Annotated in this window: 15 protein-coding genes; 6 read left to right on the top strand and 9 right to left on the bottom strand. The window is 63.3% G+C overall.

The window, feature by feature from the left end:
* Positions 1-32: 32 nt before the first annotated feature.
* Complete coding sequence (gene prlC / locus RYH70_RS00690) at positions 33-2,066, bottom strand: oligopeptidase A (RefSeq protein ID WP_022996621.1); 2,034 nt, start codon at positions 2,064-2,066, stop codon at positions 33-35.
* A gap of 45 nt (positions 2,067-2,111) precedes the next feature.
* Here prlC and RYH70_RS00685 point away from each other — a divergent pair, with 45 nt between their 5' ends.
* Positions 2,112-2,648: a gamma carbonic anhydrase family protein gene (locus RYH70_RS00685; protein WP_022996622.1), complete on the top strand. Its 537-nt coding sequence runs from the start codon at positions 2,112-2,114 to the stop codon at positions 2,646-2,648.
* Here the strand turns inward: RYH70_RS00685 and RYH70_RS00680 are convergent.
* The 6 genes from RYH70_RS00680 to RYH70_RS00655 all read right to left on the bottom strand — a co-directional run bounded on the left by RYH70_RS00680 (position 2,632) and on the right by RYH70_RS00655 (position 8,234).
* Positions 2,632-3,615: a lipid A deacylase LpxR family protein gene (locus tag RYH70_RS00680; protein WP_022996623.1), complete on the bottom strand. Its 984-nt coding sequence runs from the start codon at positions 3,613-3,615 to the stop codon at positions 2,632-2,634. The genes RYH70_RS00685 and RYH70_RS00680 overlap by 17 nt on opposite strands.
* Positions 3,612-4,430, bottom strand: a complete 819-nt coding sequence (gene aroE, locus RYH70_RS00675) for a shikimate dehydrogenase (RefSeq protein ID WP_022996624.1) — start codon at positions 4,428-4,430, stop codon at positions 3,612-3,614. Before aroE ends, RYH70_RS00680 begins: the two co-directional genes overlap by 4 nt.
* Positions 4,427-5,335 carry an oxygen-dependent coproporphyrinogen oxidase gene (hemF, locus tag RYH70_RS00670; RefSeq protein WP_022996625.1) on the bottom strand — a complete coding sequence of 303 codons (909 nt, stop codon included), beginning with the start codon at positions 5,333-5,335 and terminating at the stop codon, positions 4,427-4,429. The genes aroE and hemF overlap by 4 nt, the downstream gene beginning before the upstream one ends.
* 37 nt (positions 5,336-5,372) lie before the next feature.
* On the bottom strand, positions 5,373-5,921 hold the full coding sequence (locus RYH70_RS00665) for an L-threonylcarbamoyladenylate synthase (RefSeq protein ID WP_055098911.1): 549 nt from the start codon (positions 5,919-5,921) through the stop codon (positions 5,373-5,375).
* A 115-nt stretch (positions 5,922-6,036) separates the two neighbouring features.
* Entirely contained in the window at positions 6,037-7,107 is a 1,071-nt protein-coding gene (dprA, locus tag RYH70_RS00660) for a DNA-processing protein DprA (RefSeq protein WP_284455684.1), read from the bottom strand.
* A 56-nt stretch (positions 7,108-7,163) separates the two neighbouring features.
* Positions 7,164-8,234: a LysM peptidoglycan-binding domain-containing protein gene (locus tag RYH70_RS00655; protein ID WP_317009621.1), complete on the bottom strand. Its 1,071-nt coding sequence runs from the start codon at positions 8,232-8,234 to the stop codon at positions 7,164-7,166.
* A gap of 150 nt (positions 8,235-8,384) precedes the next feature.
* Between RYH70_RS00655 and def the strand changes: the two genes are divergently transcribed.
* From def to RYH70_RS00630, 5 genes are all read left to right on the top strand, one after another.
* The gene (gene def / locus RYH70_RS00650; protein WP_022996629.1) at positions 8,385-8,891 is read left to right on the top strand and encodes a peptide deformylase; all 507 of its coding nucleotides are present in this window, start codon (positions 8,385-8,387) and stop codon (positions 8,889-8,891) included.
* A 112-nt stretch (positions 8,892-9,003) separates the two neighbouring features.
* On the top strand, positions 9,004-9,969 hold the full coding sequence (gene fmt / locus RYH70_RS00645; protein ID WP_284455685.1) for a methionyl-tRNA formyltransferase: 966 nt from the start codon (positions 9,004-9,006) through the stop codon (positions 9,967-9,969).
* A complete protein-coding gene (rsmB, locus tag RYH70_RS00640; RefSeq protein WP_317009620.1) occupies positions 9,962-11,266 on the top strand; it encodes a 16S rRNA (cytosine(967)-C(5))-methyltransferase RsmB in 1,305 nt (434 codons plus the stop codon). The genes fmt and rsmB overlap by 8 nt, the downstream gene beginning before the upstream one ends.
* Positions 11,267-11,279: 13 nt before the next feature.
* The gene (gene trkA, locus RYH70_RS00635) at positions 11,280-12,656 is read left to right on the top strand and encodes a Trk system potassium transporter TrkA (RefSeq protein WP_014992484.1); all 1,377 of its coding nucleotides are present in this window, start codon (positions 11,280-11,282) and stop codon (positions 12,654-12,656) included.
* 82 nt (positions 12,657-12,738) lie between these two features.
* Positions 12,739-14,190 (top strand): TrkH family potassium uptake protein, encoded by a 1,452-nt coding sequence (locus RYH70_RS00630; protein WP_317009619.1) that lies wholly within the window; start codon positions 12,739-12,741, stop codon positions 14,188-14,190.
* A 93-nt stretch (positions 14,191-14,283) separates the two neighbouring features.
* Here RYH70_RS00630 and RYH70_RS00625 read toward each other — a convergent pair whose 3' ends face one another.
* Together RYH70_RS00625 and RYH70_RS00620 are read right to left on the bottom strand one after the other, a co-directional pair.
* Positions 14,284-15,318: an amidohydrolase family protein gene (locus tag RYH70_RS00625; protein ID WP_026948854.1), complete on the bottom strand. Its 1,035-nt coding sequence runs from the start codon at positions 15,316-15,318 to the stop codon at positions 14,284-14,286.
* Positions 15,319-15,629: 311 nt separating this feature from the next.
* On the bottom strand, positions 15,630-16,277 hold the full coding sequence (locus RYH70_RS00620; RefSeq protein ID WP_233917197.1) for a TetR/AcrR family transcriptional regulator: 648 nt from the start codon (positions 16,275-16,277) through the stop codon (positions 15,630-15,632).
* Between the last annotated feature and the right edge of the window lie 30 nt (positions 16,278-16,307).

Here is a 16,307-nt window from a genome sequence, read left to right as displayed (position 1 = left end):
CCTGAATGAAGAGGACCGCGATCTCTCCCTGACTAGACGTCGATACCGCTGTGCCGTAACAGCGGCTCCACGCTCGGTTCGCGGCCACGGAACGCCTTGAACAGTTCCATCGGTTCCCGGCTGCCACCCAGGGCAAGGATGTTGTCGCGGAAAGCGCGGCCGGTATCCTCATTGAACGTGCCTTCCTCCTCGAACCGCGAGTAGGCGTCACTGGAAAGCACTTCCGCCCATTTGTAGCTGTAATAACCCGCGGCGTAGCCGCCGGCGAAAATGTGTGAGAAACCGTTCTGGAAGCGATTGAACGCCGGCGGCTTGATCACCGCCACCTCATCACGGACCTCGTCCAGCACCTTCTGAATACTCAGCTCCGGCGTGTACTCCGCGTGCAGGCGCATGTCGAACAGGGAGAACTCCAGCTGTCGCATCATACCCATGGCACTTTGGAAATTTTTCGCCGCCAGCATCTTGTCCAGCATCGCTTTGGGTAGCGGTTCGCCGGTTTCGTAGTGACCGGAGATCATTGCCAGCCCTTCTTCGGTCCAGCACCAGTTTTCCAGGAACTGGCTGGGCAGTTCCACCGCGTCCCAGGCAACACCGTTAATGCCGGAAATCCCGGACACTTCCTGTTCGGTCAGCATATGGTGGAGGCCATGACCGAACTCATGGAACAGTGTCACCACCTCGTCGTGGGTCAGCAGGCCCGGCTTGCCCCCGGCCGGCGGCGCGAAATTACAGGTCAAATAGGCCACCGGGGTTTGCAGGGAACCATCCAGCCGGCGGCGGCGAATACGGGCGTCATCCATCCAGGCGCCGCCGCGTTTACCGGTGCGCGCGTACATGTCCAGGTAGAAGGCGGCGCGGACACTGCCGTCATCGTCCACCAACTCGAAGAAGCGGACATCCGTATGCCAGGTGTCCACATCATGGCGTTGACGGAAGCGGATACCGAACAGTTTGCCGACCACGGCGAACATGCCATCGATGACTTTTTCCGCCGGGAACCAGGGGCGAAGTGCTTCGTCGGAAAGATCGTAACGGGCTTCACGCAGACGCTCGCTCCAGAACCCAATGTCCCAGGGCTGCAGATCCGTGGCGCCCTGTTCCGCGGCGAAGTCCTGTAATTCCCGCAATTCCTTCTCTGCCTGAGGTTTGGCCTTGAACGCCAGATCGTGAAGGAAATGCATCACCTCATCGACGCTGCGGGCCATCTTGGTGGCCAGCGATTTCTCCGCATAACTCCCGAATCCGAGCAGTTTGGCCTGGGCATCACGCAGCGCCAGAATCTCGTCCATGACCGGGCCATTGTCGAAACGGCCGGCGTCTGGCCCTTGATCGGAAGCGCGCGTGGTGAAGGCACGATACATTTCCTCGCGCAGGGCGCGATTACGGGCGTGGCTCATGACCGCCAGATAGACCGGAAAATCCAGCGTCAGCAGCCAGCCATCCAGACCCTCCGCCCTGGCACGATCGGCGGTACCGGCCAGCGCGGTTTCCGGCAGGCCTTCCAGCTCCTGCTCATCGGTAACATGCTTTTTCCAGTTCTGGGTGGCGTCCAGAAGCTGGTTTTCATACTGTGTGGTGAGTTCGGAGAGGCGCTTGGCGTTCTCCATGTAACGGCGCTTGTCTTCCTCCCCGAGGGCGACGCCGGACAAACGGAAATCACGCAGGGTGTTGTCAATATCCTTGCGCTGGGCTTCATTGAGAGCAGCGAATTCGGCGCTGTCGTGGAGCGCCTGATAGGCCGCGAACAAGGCGCTGTTCTGGCCTACCTCGGTGCCGTATTCACTGAGCAGCGGCAAACAGGCATTGTAAGCTTCCCGCAATGCCTCGTTCTGAGCCACCGCGTTGAGATGCGCCACCGGGCCAAAGGCCTTGCCAAGGCGATCGTCTTCCTCGTCGAGCGCGGCCACCAGCGCCTGGTAGCCCACGTCACCGGCTTTCAGCACCGTCTCGATACGCTGGCGGCCATCCGCGATCAGTTGCTCCACCGCCGGTTTTACATGCTCGGGGCGGATCTCGGAAAAGGGGGGCAGATCCGGGTAGTCGATCAACGGGTTGTGACTCATGGGGCCTCTCGTTATAAACGGAATTCACCTGATTGGGAGAAAGAGATGGGGATTCGTCGCTTCGAAGACAAGGTACCGCAACTGGGCGAACGGGTATATGTTGATCCCGCCGCCACCGTGATCGGTGACGTGGCCCTGGGCGAGGACTGTTCAATCTGGCCGGGGGCGGTGATCCGCGGCGATATGCATCGTATCCGCATTGGCGCTCGCACCAGCGTCCAGGACAATGCCGTGCTGCACATTACCCACGCTTCCCGTTTCAACCCGGACGGCTTTCCGCTGACCATCGGCGAGGATGTCACTCTTGGCCACCAGGCCATGTTGCATGGTTGCACCGTGGGCAACCGGGTCATGGTGGGCATGCAGGCGATGATCATGGACGGCGCGGTGGTGGAAGATGACGTGATGATCGCCGCCGGCACTCTGGTGAGCCCCGGCAAACGCCTGGAAAGCGGTTGGCTGTACCGGGGCAGCCCGGCCAAACCGGCGCGCCGGCTGACCGAGGAGGAGTTGGCGTTCCTGCCCTATGTGGCGGGCAATTACGTGAAGCTGAAGGACCAGTACCTTAAATCGCCCACATGAACGACATGTTGCCGAAGCTGATCGGATCACTGTCGCGGATCGGTGATGTGGAGTGCTGCAGGGTCATGGTAAAGCTGAAGCGGTCGTTGCGAACACCGGCCCCACCGATCAGCGTGACGGTCCAGTCTTCCTTGTCGATGTTGTAGTCCCCGCCCTTACGCTCGATGTAGGAATAGCCGTTGTACTGCACGGATGACCCCAGGAACAGCTCCCAGCCGAACCCGGGGTTATCGAACAGTCCCACCAGGGACCCGGCGGTACCGATACCCGCGTAATCCGGAATGAAATTGCCGGGCAGGTTGCGGCCGAAACGGATGAAGCCTCCGCTCTGCGCGTTGCCGTCGAAATTGTTGACGTCAATGCCCCAGGCACCGCCCAGCTCCAGCTGATAACCGCTGTCGTATTCCCGCTTGAGGAAGCGATGGGCGTGCAAAAAATAGACCCCGCCGATGAGATCCGGGCCGAGCTGATTGTCCCACCCCCTTGGCCGGGTGGAACCCGTGACCTTGTGGACGATCTTCTGGCTTTCCTCCGCGCCGGAGTCCGGCCCCACCACGCCACCTCTGATACCGTAACCGTACAGATTATGGGTGTCCCAACTGAACAGGCCCAGTTCCAGATTGCTGTAGCCCACATAGGGCACATCACTGTAATCCGGTGTGGAACGCTCGATATCGTCGGGCGTCACCATGATCTGTTCCAGGCTGACGGTGAGAGCATGGCGCTCATCCGCCGCGGACACTCCCGGCAGCGGATCCAGGGCTCGCGCCACCGCGCAGGTAGCGCCACCGTTGTCATCGCATTTGCCATGACCATCGCCAACCCAACTGATGCGCAGGCCATTGGTGTAATTCTTGTCCAAACCGACGAACAGGTCGTTATCCCAGGCGAAACCGAACGTATCCGCACCACATACGCCAGCGAAGGAAAGGCCGGCACCAAGGATCCAATTTCGCATCTGAATCATGACGCGCTCCGTAGGCTGTTGAGCACCGGACGAGTGTCCGGCCGCCACCCCCGCCAAACCTGAAAGGCCTCCGCCGCCTGCTCCACCAACATGCCCAGGCCATCGCATATACCCGCCGCGCCAGCGGCGCCCGCCCATCTCATGAACGGCGTCGGCTGACGGCCATAAACCATGTCGTAGGCCACCGTATCCCGGTGTACCAGGCTCGCCGGCAACGCCGGCATTTCTCCTTGTAATCCCGCCGATATGGCGTTGAGGATGACGTCGAAGTCACCACTCAATTCCTCAAGCCCCGCCGCCGCCACCGGACAATGCGTATTCTGGAATAACGTGACCAGATTCCGCGCCCGTGCCACGGTACGGTTGGCAATAGTCAGCGCTGCTGGTGTGCGCGCCAACAGTGGTCCAAGCACACCGCGAACGGCACCGCCGGCACCGAGAATCAGTATCCGCCGCCCCTGCAACTCCCAGCCCTGGTTATCGCACAGGTCGGTAACCAGCCCAGCGCCGTCGGTGTTGTCGCCATAACATTTACCCTGCTCCCGCCACAGCGTATTCACCGCACCGGCCTGTCGTGCCCGCTCGGTGAGCACATCGCACAAATCATGGGCCTGTTCCTTGAACGGCACGGTGACGTTGGCGCCTTTGCCACCGGCCTGAAAAAAGGCACCGACCGATTCAGCGAAGCCGTCCAGAGGCGCTTCGATACGCTCGTAGCTGAGGTCCTCGCCACGCTGAGCGGCAAAGGCGTGGTGGATGTCCGGTGACCGGGAATGGCTTACCGGATTGCCAAACACCGCGTAGCGATCGGTCATACCCACTCCTTGTGAATCAGGAACTGTTCGTACAACGCGGCTTCCTCGCTGCCCGGCTGCGGCCGCCAGTCGTAATCCCAGCGCACCAGCGGCGGCAACGACATGAGGATGGATTCGGTACGGCCGCCGGATTGCAGGCCGAACAGGGTGCCGCGATCGTAGACCAGGTTGAATTCCACGTAACGGCCGCGCCGATAAAGCTGGAAGCGGCGCTGGCGCTCCCCGAAGGGCGTGGCCTTGCGGCGCGCCACGATCGGCCGATAGGCACGGATGAAGGCGTCACCGACGCTACGCATGAAAGCAAAGCTTTGGTCAAAACCGAGCCGGTTGAAATCATCGAAGAACAGCCCGCCAATACCGCGCGGTTCGTCCCGGTGCTTCAGGTAGAAGTAGCGGTCACACCAGGCCTTGAACTCCGCGTAAAGGTCCTCACCGAACGGCGCGCAGGCGTCCCTCGCCACACTGTGCCAGGCCACCGCATCCTCTTCGAATCCGTAATAGGGCGTCAGGTCAAAGCCGCCACCGAACCACCATACCGGTGCTTCACCCGGCTTTTCCGCCAGAAAGAAACGGACATTGGCATGACTGGTGGGCACATAGGGGTTGTGCGGATGCAGCACCAGCGAAACGCCCATGGCCTGAAAAGAGCGGCCGGCCAGCTCCGGCCGATGAGCGCTGGCGGAAGGCGGCAGACTCTCACCGTACACATGGGAGAAGTTGACCCCGCCCTTCTCAAACACCGCCCCCTCGCTGATCACCCGGCTACGGCCACCGCCGCCTTCAGGACGCTCCCAGGCGTCCTCGAGGAAGCGGGCCCCACCGTCCTCATCCTCAAGCTCCCGGCAAATGCGGTCCTGCAGCTCAAGCAGATAGCGCTTTACCGCTTGCGGCGCCACATCGGTCATCGGCATTACTCCGTGGTTATCTGGGCGGTCGCGCCGGTCAGGCCCGCACGACCTGCCCGGTTTCCAGATCGATAATGGTGGAGGGGCGGGCCCTGGGGTCACAGTCACCGGTGACGATGAAATCCAGCTCCGCCCCCATTACCCGAGCCACCTGAAAACGATTGCGGGCAGGGGGCTGACCAGCGCGATTGGCGCTGGTGGAGATGATCGGCGTGCCCACGGCCCGGGCCAGGGCCCGCACCAGCGGGTGCGGACTGACCCGAACCGCCACCTTGGCGTGTTCGCCGCGAACCCACTCTGGAACCGCCGGGGTGGCCGGCAGCAAGTACGTCACCGGTGCCGGCCAGATAGACGCCAGTTGCTCGCGCTGGGCTCCACTCAGGGCGACCAGCCCGTCGAGCTGGGACAGGTCCGCGGCCACCATGATCAATCCTTTACGCCAGGGGCGGGATTTGATCGCCAGCAGTTTGTTCACCGCCTCACGATTGAACGGGTCGCAACCGAGGCCGTATACGGTTTCCGTGGGGTAAGCGATTACGCCGCCCGCGTGAATGATGCGGGCCGCCGTGTCCAAGTGCAGATTCATTTAAAAAGCGCGTCAGGACGAATGGGGAGAGCCTCTCCGGTCGGCACGTAGGATACCCGTTGTGGCGGCCATCCCGCCAGCACCGGACGGATTGCTGCCCGACAGCCTTGGCGGGTCAGCCCGGCGGACGGCTCACATAGCCGCCACCGACCCGTTCGATGTGCCCCTCCCGCTCCAGTTCCAGCAACGCCGCGGTCAGCTCCGGCGGCGCCAGACCGGAGCGCTCACACAGCTGGTCAAGGCTGTTCACACCGCCGATGAAATACCGCAGCAACGGCGGCGTCGGCTTGCTCAATGACGGACTGTGCGCCACGGTGCGATGAAAGTCCTCGAACGCCGCCAGCACATCGTCGGTACATTCCAGCCAGTTGGCCCCTTCGCGCAGCAGTTTATGGCAGCCCTTGCTAAGCGGGTTATGAATGGATCCAGGGATGGCGAACACTTCCCGCCCCTGCTCGGCGGCACAGCGGGCGGTGATCAGAGAACCACTGCGCAGCGCCGCTTCCACCACCACGACCCCCAGACTCAGGCCGCTGATGAGCCGGTTGCGTTGCGGGAAAGAACGCCGGGACGGCGGGCGCCCCGGGGCGAATTCACTGACCAGGGCTCCGCCGGCGGCGATGATCTCCCCGGCCAGCCGGCGATGGCGTGGTGGATAGAGCTTGCCGGGACCATGCCCCAGCACCGCCAGGGTGATCCCGGGGGCGGCAAGGGCGCCACGGTGGGCGGCGCCGTCCACCCCCAGGGCCAGCCCGCTGGTGACGGCGAATCCCGCCGCGGCCAGACAACGGCTGAAACGATAGGCGTTGGCCTCCCCTTCGGCGGACGCGCCACGGGCCCCGACCATGGCGATTTGAGGCCGCGTCAGCGCGGACACCTCGCCCAGTACCGCCAGCACCCCCGGCGCGTCCGGCAGATCCGCCAGCAGCGGCGGATAATCCTCGTCCCCCAGGGCCAGCCAGCGCCAGCCCTGAGCGGCCAGCGGTCGCCACTGCGGCTCGAGGGATTCCGGGGCCGTCAGCCAGCGCCGGCGTTCGCTCGGATTCGGCAGGCGCCCGGGCAGGGCCTCGGCATACCGGGTCAGCGGGGTTTCGTCGATGGGCCGGCGGCGCAGGGCCTCGCCGAGCTGCATGGAAGCGGGATCGAACGCCTTGGCCAACGCCAGGCGCGCAAGCTGGTCTCGCATAAAAACGCACCTCCCTGTGCGCGTTATGGACTCTGTAAATCGGCCTGAGGCCGCGGCTAGTAACTGCCTTCCGGGCTTTCCACCACGTCGTTCATGTAAACCGGGCGCTGGGATTCCATGATCAGCCCGTAGCTGACTTTCTCGAACACCCGGAACAGCACCAGGGAACCGGCGCGGGTACGGGGCAGGCGCACCATCTCGTCCTGCTGCCGGTCCCGGACCTGCTCGCCCTGCTGGAAGATATCCAGCACGTGGCCTTCCTCCATGCCTTCCCGGGCGCCACGGTTGATCACCACCACGTCGTTGCGGGCGACACTGCTGATCCGGTCGAAGAAGCGGATGATACGGCCTTCCACTTTTTCATCCGGCGCGTGCGGATAGAGCAAGGCGCGCACGCGCTGGTCCGGTTGCGGGAACAGACGATCATCCACCCGCAGATCCTCGGAAGAGCGCAACACCTGCAGGGTCGCCATCTCTTCCTCGATACGCTCCACCGAGGCCAGACCGACCTGGCGGGCCTCGTAGCCCAGTACCTCATCGGTGACCGGGTCCACGTATTCCTCGCCCACCCGATACAGTCCATAGCGCTGCTCGGCGTTTTCCCAGCGCTGCTCCGGGTCACGGGCGTGGACGGTATCGCCGCCGCCGAAGATGACACGGCGATCCTGCCCACCGAGAATATAGGGCGCGGCGCTGATATCCGCGCGTTCCAGCACCAGGGCCTGCTTGAGATAGCTCTGGATGGCGTTCATCGGAATCGCGGGAATGGCGTCCTCCCGGCTCATTTCCCGCACCCTTGGTGACAGCTTCACGGTGCCGTCGGGCAACTGGCTTTGCTCACCGCTGGCGCGATCCAGTTCCAGCCGTGGCTCACCGTCCACCCAGGACAGGCGAATGGCGTCACCGGGAAAAATCAGGTGCGGGTTCTTGATGGCGGGATTAACGTGCCAGATCTCGGGCCATTGCCAGGGATGTTCCAGGAAACGCCCGCTGATGTCCCAGAGAGTATCGTCTTTCTTGACGTAGTAGACGTCCGGGTGATTATCGCGCAGGGTTACGGCGGAAACGCCGGCGGCCACCACCAGCATCGCGCACGCCGCCGCCAGGCGCCGGAGCGTTTTGATCATCAGTGGTTTCCTTTTATGATTATGAGCACCCACGTTGTGGATGCATCCCCCAAATCGGCGAGAGCCGATTCTCGATACTAGCAACGTGATCATAGAGTTAGCAACCAAATCTAAAGTAGTCTGGCAATAGCAGACTAGCCGGGACCCCAAATGGCCAAACTGGAAATACTTGAATTCCCCGACCCCCGACTCCGCACCGTAGCAAAACCGGTGGAGCAGGTGGATGACGCGCTTCGCAAACTGATCGACGATATGATCGAAACCATGTATGAAGCGTCCGGCATCGGCTTGGCGGCGACCCAGGTGAACGTCCATCAGCGTTTGCTGGTGATCGATGTCTCCGAGGAGCGGGATCAGCCGCTGGTGTTCATCAACCCGGAGATCACCCCGCTCACCGAGGATCTCGCCCCCTATGAGGAGGGCTGCCTGTCGGTGCCGGGCTTCTACGAACAGGTGGAGCGGCCGGCGCGGGTGATGATCAAAGCCCTGGACCGGGACGGCAATCCGTTTGAGATGGAGGCCGACGGCCTGCTCGCCACCTGCATCCAGCACGAGATTGATCATCTGGATGGCAAGCTGTTCGTGGATTACGTATCGCGGCTCAAACGCGACCGTATCAAGAAGAAACTGCAGAAAATTCACCGCCAGCAAGCCTGAGCACCGGTTTAAGAGCCTGTTCAAGGTTTCCCCCCCGGACGCACGAGCAGGCTCTGACACTCATTCCCCAGGGCGGCGGCGCTGCCCTGCTTCCTGGAGACGGATCACCATCGTGGCCCATTCCGAACAATCTTCCCGATTACGGCTGGCCTTCGCCGGCACGCCGGACTTCGCCGCGAGCTGCCTGCAAGCGCTGCTGGAAAGCTCTCATGACGTTGTCGCCGTGCTGACCCAGCCGGACCGTGGCGCCGGGCGCGGCAAGAAGGTCAAGCCCGGGCCGGTCAAAGCACTGGCGGAAAACGCCGGCATCCCGGTTCTGCAACCCGCCACTCTTAAGGACGAAGCGATCCAGAACCGGCTTCGCGATCTCGAACTGGACGCGCTGATCGTGGTCGCCTACGGCCTGATCATCCCCCAGGGGGTGCTGGATATCCCCCGGCTGGCCTGCGTCAACGTGCACGCTTCGCTGCTGCCGCGCTGGCGTGGCGCGGCGCCGATCCAGCGCGCCATCATGGCCGGTGACCGGCAAAGCGGTACCACCATCATGCGCATGGACGCCGGCCTTGATACCGGCCCCATGCTGCTCGCCGAAGCGCTGGACATCGGCGACCGTGAAACCGGTGGAGAACTGCACGACCGGCTGGCCGGGCAAGGCGCGCGCCTGCTGGTCACGGTGCTGGAGGATCTGCCCGGCCATTTACAGCGGGCACAGCCACAGCCGGACGATGGCGTCACCTACGCCCACAAGCTGAGCAAGGAAGAAGCCCGCCTGGACTTCCGCCTGCCGGCCCGGGCCCTGAGCTGCCGCATCCGCGCGTTCAATCCCTGGCCGGTGTGCTGGTTTGATCTGGATGGCAAGGCCGTGCGGGTATGGGAAGCGCGGGAGTGCGACGCCGACACCACCCTGCTGGAGCCGGGCGACATCGTCACCGCCGACGCCGACGGCGTAGTGGTGGCCTGCGGCGACATCGCATTGCGGTTGCAGCGTATCCAGTTGCCAGGCAAGAAGCCGATGAGCGTGGCCGAGGTACTGCGCGGCCACCCGGATCTGTTCGCGCGGGGCGGTCATCTTGGCTGAGGCCACCCCCAACCCCCGTCTGGTGGCGGTACGCGCCCTCAATCGTGTGCTGCCCGGCAGTGGCGATGGCGCCAGTCTGCGCGAAGTGCTGCGCGCCCAGGCCCTGGACGGCGCCGCCGGCGGCCTGATGCGCGACCTCTGCTTTGGTGTCTGCCGCTACCTGCGCCCGCTCAATCACTGGCTCAATCAACAACTGAGCAAGCCGCTCAAACCCAGTGCCCAACCGGTGCGTCTGGCGCTCCTGTGCGGCCTTTACGAACTGTGGTTCAGCGACCGCGCCGATCATGCGGTGGTCAATGCCTATCCGGACTTGTGCCGCAAATTGAAAGCGGGCTGGGCCAGCGGCCTGGCCAACGCGGTGTTGCGCAAGGCCAGCCGTATTGACGCCGCCACCGCCTTCGCCGACTACCCCGACGCGGTGCGCTGGTCGCTGCCGGACTGGCTCTGGCAACAGTGGCAAAGCGACTGGCCGGATCAGGCCGCCGCCATGGCCGAGGCCAGTCTGACGCCGCCACCGCTGACCTTGCGGGTGAATCAGCGACACCACCACCGCGACCATTGGCTGACACAATTCGGCGACGAAGCCCGCGCCGGCGCCCTCTCTCCCTGGGCGCTGTATCTGTCGCCGCCCCGCCCGGTCACCGCCCTGCCCGGTTTCGCCGAGGGCGAACTGACGGTGCAGGATGAAGCGGCACAACTGCCGGTGACCCTGATGGCGGTACCGGACGGCGCCCGCATACTCGACGCCTGCGCCGCGCCCGGCGGCAAGACCGGGCAGTTGGCCGAAGCCTTTCCCGGCGCGCGGCTGGTGGCACTGGATGTTTCCGAGCCGCGCCTGCGTCAGGTGCGTGAGGCGCTCAAGCGTCTCGGCGCCGAGGCCACCGTGCTCCAGGGTGACGCCGCCGAACCGCAAAGCTGGTGGGACGGTGAGCCGTTTGACACCATTCTGCTGGACGCCCCCTGCTCGGCTACCGGCATCCTGCGCCGTCAACCGGATGTGAAATGGCACCGCCGCCGCCAGGACCTGCCGGCACTGGTGGATTTACAAGCGCGCATGCTGGATGCACTATGGCCGCTTCTGCGCCCCGGGGGTACGCTGGTGTACGCCACCTGCTCGGTGCTGCGCGCCGAAAACGATCAGCAAATCAGTGCGTTCCTCGAGCACACCGAAGACGCCACCGAGGACACGCCGGGCATTGGCGATCCGTCACCGGCGTCGCGGGGCTGGCAATTGCTGCCGCGGGATCAGGGGCCAGACGGTTTTTATCTGGCCCGCCTGCGCAAAACCATGGGGTGATCGGACCGCGATCATGAAGATCATTATTCTGGGTGCCGGCCAGGTGGGCGGCACGTTGGCGGAGAACCTCGCCGGCGAACGCAACGATATCATCGTCATTGATACCGACGGCGAGCGCCTGCGGGAACTGGGGGACCGCCTCGACATCGGCACGGTGCAGGGCATGGGCTGCTACCCCAGCGTGCTCAAGGACGCCGGCGCCGAGGACGCCGACATGCTGATCGCGGTGACCAACTCCGACGAGGTCAACATGGTCGCCTGCCAGGTGGCGTACAGCCTGTTCCGCACCCCCACCAAGATCGCCCGTATCCGCACCGCCCATTACACCAGCCGCGCCGACAAGCTGTTTAACGAGAGCGCCATTCCCATCGACGTGATCATCAGCCCCGAGCAGGTGGTCACCGACTATATCAAGCGTCTGATCGAACATCCCGGTGCTCTGCAGGTGGTGAATTTCGCCGGCGGCCGGGTGCAACTGGTGGCGGTGCGCGCCTATTACGGCGGCCCACTGGTGGGTAACGAGCTGCGCGAACTGCGCAAGCACATGCCCAATGTGGATACCCGGGTGGCGGCGATTTTCCGCCGCAACCGGCCCATCATTCCGGAAGGCAACACGGTCATCGAGGCGGACGACGAAGTGTTCTTCATCGCCGCCAAGAACGACATCCGCGCGGTAATGAGCGAGTTGCGCCGGCTGGAGCACAACTACAAGCGCGTGCTCATCGCCGGCGGCGGCAATATCGGCTATCGCCTGGCGAAAAGCATCCAGCACCGCTACAACGTCAAGGTCATCGAGCGCTCCCCGCAACGGGCCGACTGGCTCGGCGAAAAACTGGAGCACACCGTGGTGCTGCAGGGCCTCTCCACCGATCGCGACGAATTACTCAAGGCCAACATCGAGAACACCGATGTGTTCTGCGCTCTGACCAACGACGACGAGGCCAACATCATGGCCTCGCTGCTGGCCAAACGCCTGGGCGCGCGCAAGGTGATGACGCTGATCGCCAACCCCGCCTACGTGGACCTGGTACAGGGTCATGACATCGACATCGCCATCTCACCGCAGCAATCCACCATCGGCAGCCTACTCACCCATGTACGCCGTGGTGACGTGGTCAACGTCTATTCGCTGCGCCGCGGCGCCGCCGAGGCCATCGAGGCGATTGCTCACGGTGACGCCAAATCCTCCAAGGTGGTGGGTCGCGCCATCGAGGACATCGACTTGCCGGAAGGCACCACCATCGGCGCCGTGGTACGCGGTGAACGGGTGCTGATCGCCCATGATGACGTGGTGATCGAACCGAACGATCACGTGATCCTGTTCCTGATCGACCGGCGCCGCATCCGCGATGTGGAGAAGCTGTTCCAGGTCGGGTTCACGTTCTTCTGATGAAGGCCGTTGCGTTGATGATGACGGAGAGAGCAAAACACAGGGCAGCGGGCGCCCCCTTTTTCATTGACGAGGGGACGCCATGCATTTCGCGCTGATCTCCAAAGTGCTTGGCCTGCTGCTGGTGGTGTTCAGCTTCACCATGATGCCGCCGGTGGCGGTGTCCTATTTTTATCAGGATGGCAGCGAAGGGCCCTTCCTGGCCTCTTTTGTGATCTCATTGCTGCTCGGCCTGGTGCTGTGGCTGCCGTTCTTCCGCCACCGTGCCGAACTGCAGACCCGTGACGGCTTCCTGGTGGTGACCCTGTTCTGGTCGGTACTGGGGGTGATTGGCGGCCTGCCGTTTCTGATTTCCGCTGATACGCCGGTGGGGTTCACCGACGCGGTGTTTGAATCCGTGTCCGGTCTGACCACCACCGGCGCCTCGGTGCTTTCCGGTCTGGATACGCTGCCCAAATCGATTCTCTATTACCGCCAGCAACTGCAGTGGTTTGGCGGTATGGGCGTTATCGTGCTGGCGGTGGCGATTCTGCCCATGTTGGGCATCGGGGGTATGCAGCTGTACAAGGCGGAAATTCCCGGGCCGATGAAGGACGCCAAACTGACGCCGCGCATCGCCGAGACCGCCAAGGCCCTGTGGTATTTGTATCTGTTCTTTACCGTGGCCTGCGCTTCCGCCTACTGGCTGGCCGGTATGTCTCTGTTCGATGCTGTCACCCACAGCTTCAGCACCGTGGCCACCGGCGGTTTCTCCACCCATGATCAGTCCATGGCCTATTGGGACAGTGCCGCCATTGACTGGATCACCACCGTTTTCATCATCATCGGCGGCACCAACTTCGCGCTTCATTTCGCTGCCATTCGCGGCCTTTCGCCCCTGACGTTCGTGCGCGACCCGGAATTCCGCTTCTATATCGGCATGGTGTTCCTCTACATCCTGCTGGTAACCCTGGGACTGCTGGCCTTCAACGTGTTCCAGGGCGCCGACGAGACCCTGCGTCACGCCGCGTTCCAGGTCGCCTCGTTCAGCACCGGCACCGGCTATACCAGCACCAACGCCGCCGCCTGGCCGGGTTTCGTGCCCTTTTTGCTGGTGTTCACCAGTTTCCTCGGCGCCAGCGCCGGTTCCACCGGTGGCGGCATGAAGAGCGTGCGCGGGGCTCTGGTGTTCCACCACAGTATTCGCGAACTGCGGCGGCTGATTTACCCCAATGGCGCCTTTGCCCTGCGCTTCGGCCGCCATACGGTAAATGATCGGGTGCTGCAGGCGGTGTGGGGCTTTGTCGGTGTTTACATCACCATCGCGGTGGTCTTCACCCTGCTGTTCACCGTCACCGGCCTGGACCTGACCACAGCGGTCAGTTGTGTTGCCGCCAGTCTGAACAACCTGGGTGTGGGCATTGGCGGCGTGGCCAGCGGCTTCGCCGATATTTCCCCCGCCGCCAAGTGGATGATGACGCTGCTGATGCTGCTCGGCCGTCTGGAGATCTTCACCCTGCTGGTGCTGTTCACGCCGCTGTTCTGGAAGCAGTGATCTCTGAACTATTCGTCCTGGAGAGATTTCGCGAGCAAGCTCGCTTCCCACAGCGGCCTATAGATCCTTGTGGGAAGCGAGCTTGCTCGCGAATCATTGGCCCTGCGGAATCTCCAACCGGTACGTTTCAATGGCGTTTTCCCGGAACAATGCCGCTTTCTCCGCCTCGGAAAAACCGGCGGCGTACCGTTTGAAGGCGTTCCACAACACCGCGTAGGAACAGGACACCTGGTCCACCGGGAAGTTACTTTCGAACATCGCCCTTTCCACACCGAAGGCGGACAGGCAGACATCCAGATAAGGGCGCCAGAGCTCCACCAGAGCCTCCGAGGAGGGCGGTAACGGCTGACCATCCAGGCCGAAACCGCAGCTGTGCATGCCCAGACCACCCAGTTTGATCCGTACATTGGCGCAGCGCGCCAGCGATTCGATCGCCATGCGCCATTCCGGGAACAGCGCGTCACGACGCCCGGCGTAAGGCCCGACACCGAGCACGCCGCCGACGTGATCCAGCACGATGACCGTGTCGGGGAACGCCCGCGCCAGATTCTCCAATTCCGGCAACTGGTGGAAGTAGGTCCAGCAATCGAAGCTCAGTCCCAGCGGCGCCAGACAGGCGAACCCTTCGCGGAAATTCGGATCCAGCAGCAGCTTCTCCGGTGGAATCCGGGTGGTGGTGCGTACCGTCGGGTCTGGATCCCAGACGCTGGACTGGCGAATGCCGCGGAAACGGCCGCCGCCTTCCTTCAGGTGACCTTCCAGCACCCGATTCACCGAAGTGCCCAGGCGCAAATCGGCGTGACCGACGATGCCAGTGCAGACGCGGCCGCCGGTGGCCTCCGCCACACTCCGGGCAAAACGGGTCTCGCCCAGCGGCCGCATCGGCTCCGGACCGGTGTCACGGTACTGTTCCAGGCATTCCACGAAGACAGTGCCAATGATGCGGTGGCCGGCGTTCAAATCAGTTTCGATATCCGCTTGCAGATAGGTGGCGCGCGGCGGCCCCCACAGATGATGATGCGGGTCGACGATGGCCAGATCCGGCTCCAGCACCGGCTCCTGATGTCGTGCCAGCCAGTCCCGATCCGGACCGGGTAGCACCGGTTTTTGTGACGTTGTTGTTGTCATCAAGGCTCCTGATTGTCCCGGCCTGTTGTTTTCATTTCCGGGTTTCCGATCCCGGACGGGCCGGAATCAGCCCGATACTTTTCCACTTTTCGTGACGACAATCAAAGCTGATTTTTTATCACCACCATCCATGGCGGTCACCCTCCAGGCCGTCGCAGAGCAACGTTAAAAATTGCTCCCGGCAATTTTTTATCACCGCCGTCCATGGCGGCCGCCTTGCGGACCGCCATTCGCTTGCAAGCAAGCTTCCCACAGCGGCTTCGTGGCGTAATCTGTGGGAGCCAGCTTGCTGGCGAATGCGGCTGGCTGAATTATTCAGCCAGCAGCCCCGCCAGGCTGGTCTTGAGCAACGCCAGCGCCGGCCGCACCCGCTCCTCCGGCCCCATCTCGATGCGCCTGAGAGCAATGCCGCGCAGAGCGTCCATCATGTAAGTGCGCACACCGACCAGAGTGTCGGTGTCCAGCGACACGTCGGCGAACAGACGCACCCATTCCCGGTGGCGCGTTTCCGCCAGCTCCCGCATTTCCTGGCACAGCTGGGCATGGAGCGCGCCGTTGAAACGCTCATACAGGCGGATCTCCATGGCCGCCACATAATCATCGCTGCCCAGCACCGACCAGTAATGGTCCACCACCCAGGCCACCCGCTCAGCCAGAGGCCGGGCCGCCAGCTCCGCCACCGGAAACCCCCAGTCCAGGCGCAATGCCAGACGGCTGCGAACCGCCACGAACAGATCGTCACGGGAGGCGAAATGGTATTGCAGCGCACCGCGGGAGACGCCCGCGCGGCGTGCCACCAGCGGGGTGCTCAGGGCGGCATAACCTTCCGTGCGGATCAACTCCAGGGCAGCGGTCACCAGCTTCTCCCGGGTATCCAGACTGCGCGCCTGCCGGGGGGCGCGCCGGGCACCGGGGACTTCCGCGTCCGTCGCCGGAGAGTTCTCTACGTCTTCGGTCATGGTTCTTGTCCATTGCGTTCGCCGGATGCC

Source organism: Alloalcanivorax xenomutans, assembly GCF_032810065.1.
Taxonomy (GTDB): Bacteria; Pseudomonadota; Gammaproteobacteria; order Pseudomonadales; family Alcanivoracaceae; genus Alloalcanivorax; species Alloalcanivorax xenomutans.
The sequence above is the reverse complement of the archived record's forward strand: the minus strand, read 5'-3'. Positions and strand labels throughout refer to the sequence as shown.

Coding starts and splice junctions, on each gene's coding strand:
- prlC (WP_022996621.1), bottom strand. CDS start 2,066: ATGAGTCACAACCCGTTGATCGACTACCCGGATCTGCCCCCCTTTTCC.
- RYH70_RS00685 (WP_022996622.1), top strand. CDS start 2,112: ATGGGGATTCGTCGCTTCGAAGACAAGGTACCGCAACTGGGCGAACGG.
- RYH70_RS00680 (WP_022996623.1), bottom strand. CDS start 3,615: ATGATTCAGATGCGAAATTGGATCCTTGGTGCCGGCCTTTCCTTCGCT.
- aroE (WP_022996624.1), bottom strand. CDS start 4,430: ATGACCGATCGCTACGCGGTGTTTGGCAATCCGGTAAGCCATTCCCGG.
- hemF (WP_022996625.1), bottom strand. CDS start 5,335: ATGACCGATGTGGCGCCGCAAGCGGTAAAGCGCTATCTGCTTGAGCTG.
- RYH70_RS00665 (WP_055098911.1), bottom strand. CDS start 5,921: ATGAATCTGCACTTGGACACGGCGGCCCGCATCATTCACGCGGGCGGC.
- dprA (WP_284455684.1), bottom strand. CDS start 7,107: ATGCGAGACCAGCTTGCGCGCCTGGCGTTGGCCAAGGCGTTCGATCCC.
- RYH70_RS00655 (WP_317009621.1), bottom strand. CDS start 8,234: ATGATCAAAACGCTCCGGCGCCTGGCGGCGGCGTGCGCGATGCTGGTG.
- def (WP_022996629.1), top strand. CDS start 8,385: ATGGCCAAACTGGAAATACTTGAATTCCCCGACCCCCGACTCCGCACC.
- trkA (WP_014992484.1), top strand. CDS start 11,280: ATGAAGATCATTATTCTGGGTGCCGGCCAGGTGGGCGGCACGTTGGCG.
- RYH70_RS00630 (WP_317009619.1), top strand. CDS start 12,739: ATGCATTTCGCGCTGATCTCCAAAGTGCTTGGCCTGCTGCTGGTGGTG.
- RYH70_RS00625 (WP_026948854.1), bottom strand. CDS start 15,318: ATGACAACAACAACGTCACAAAAACCGGTGCTACCCGGTCCGGATCGG.
- RYH70_RS00620 (WP_233917197.1), bottom strand. CDS start 16,277: ATGACCGAAGACGTAGAGAACTCTCCGGCGACGGACGCGGAAGTCCCC.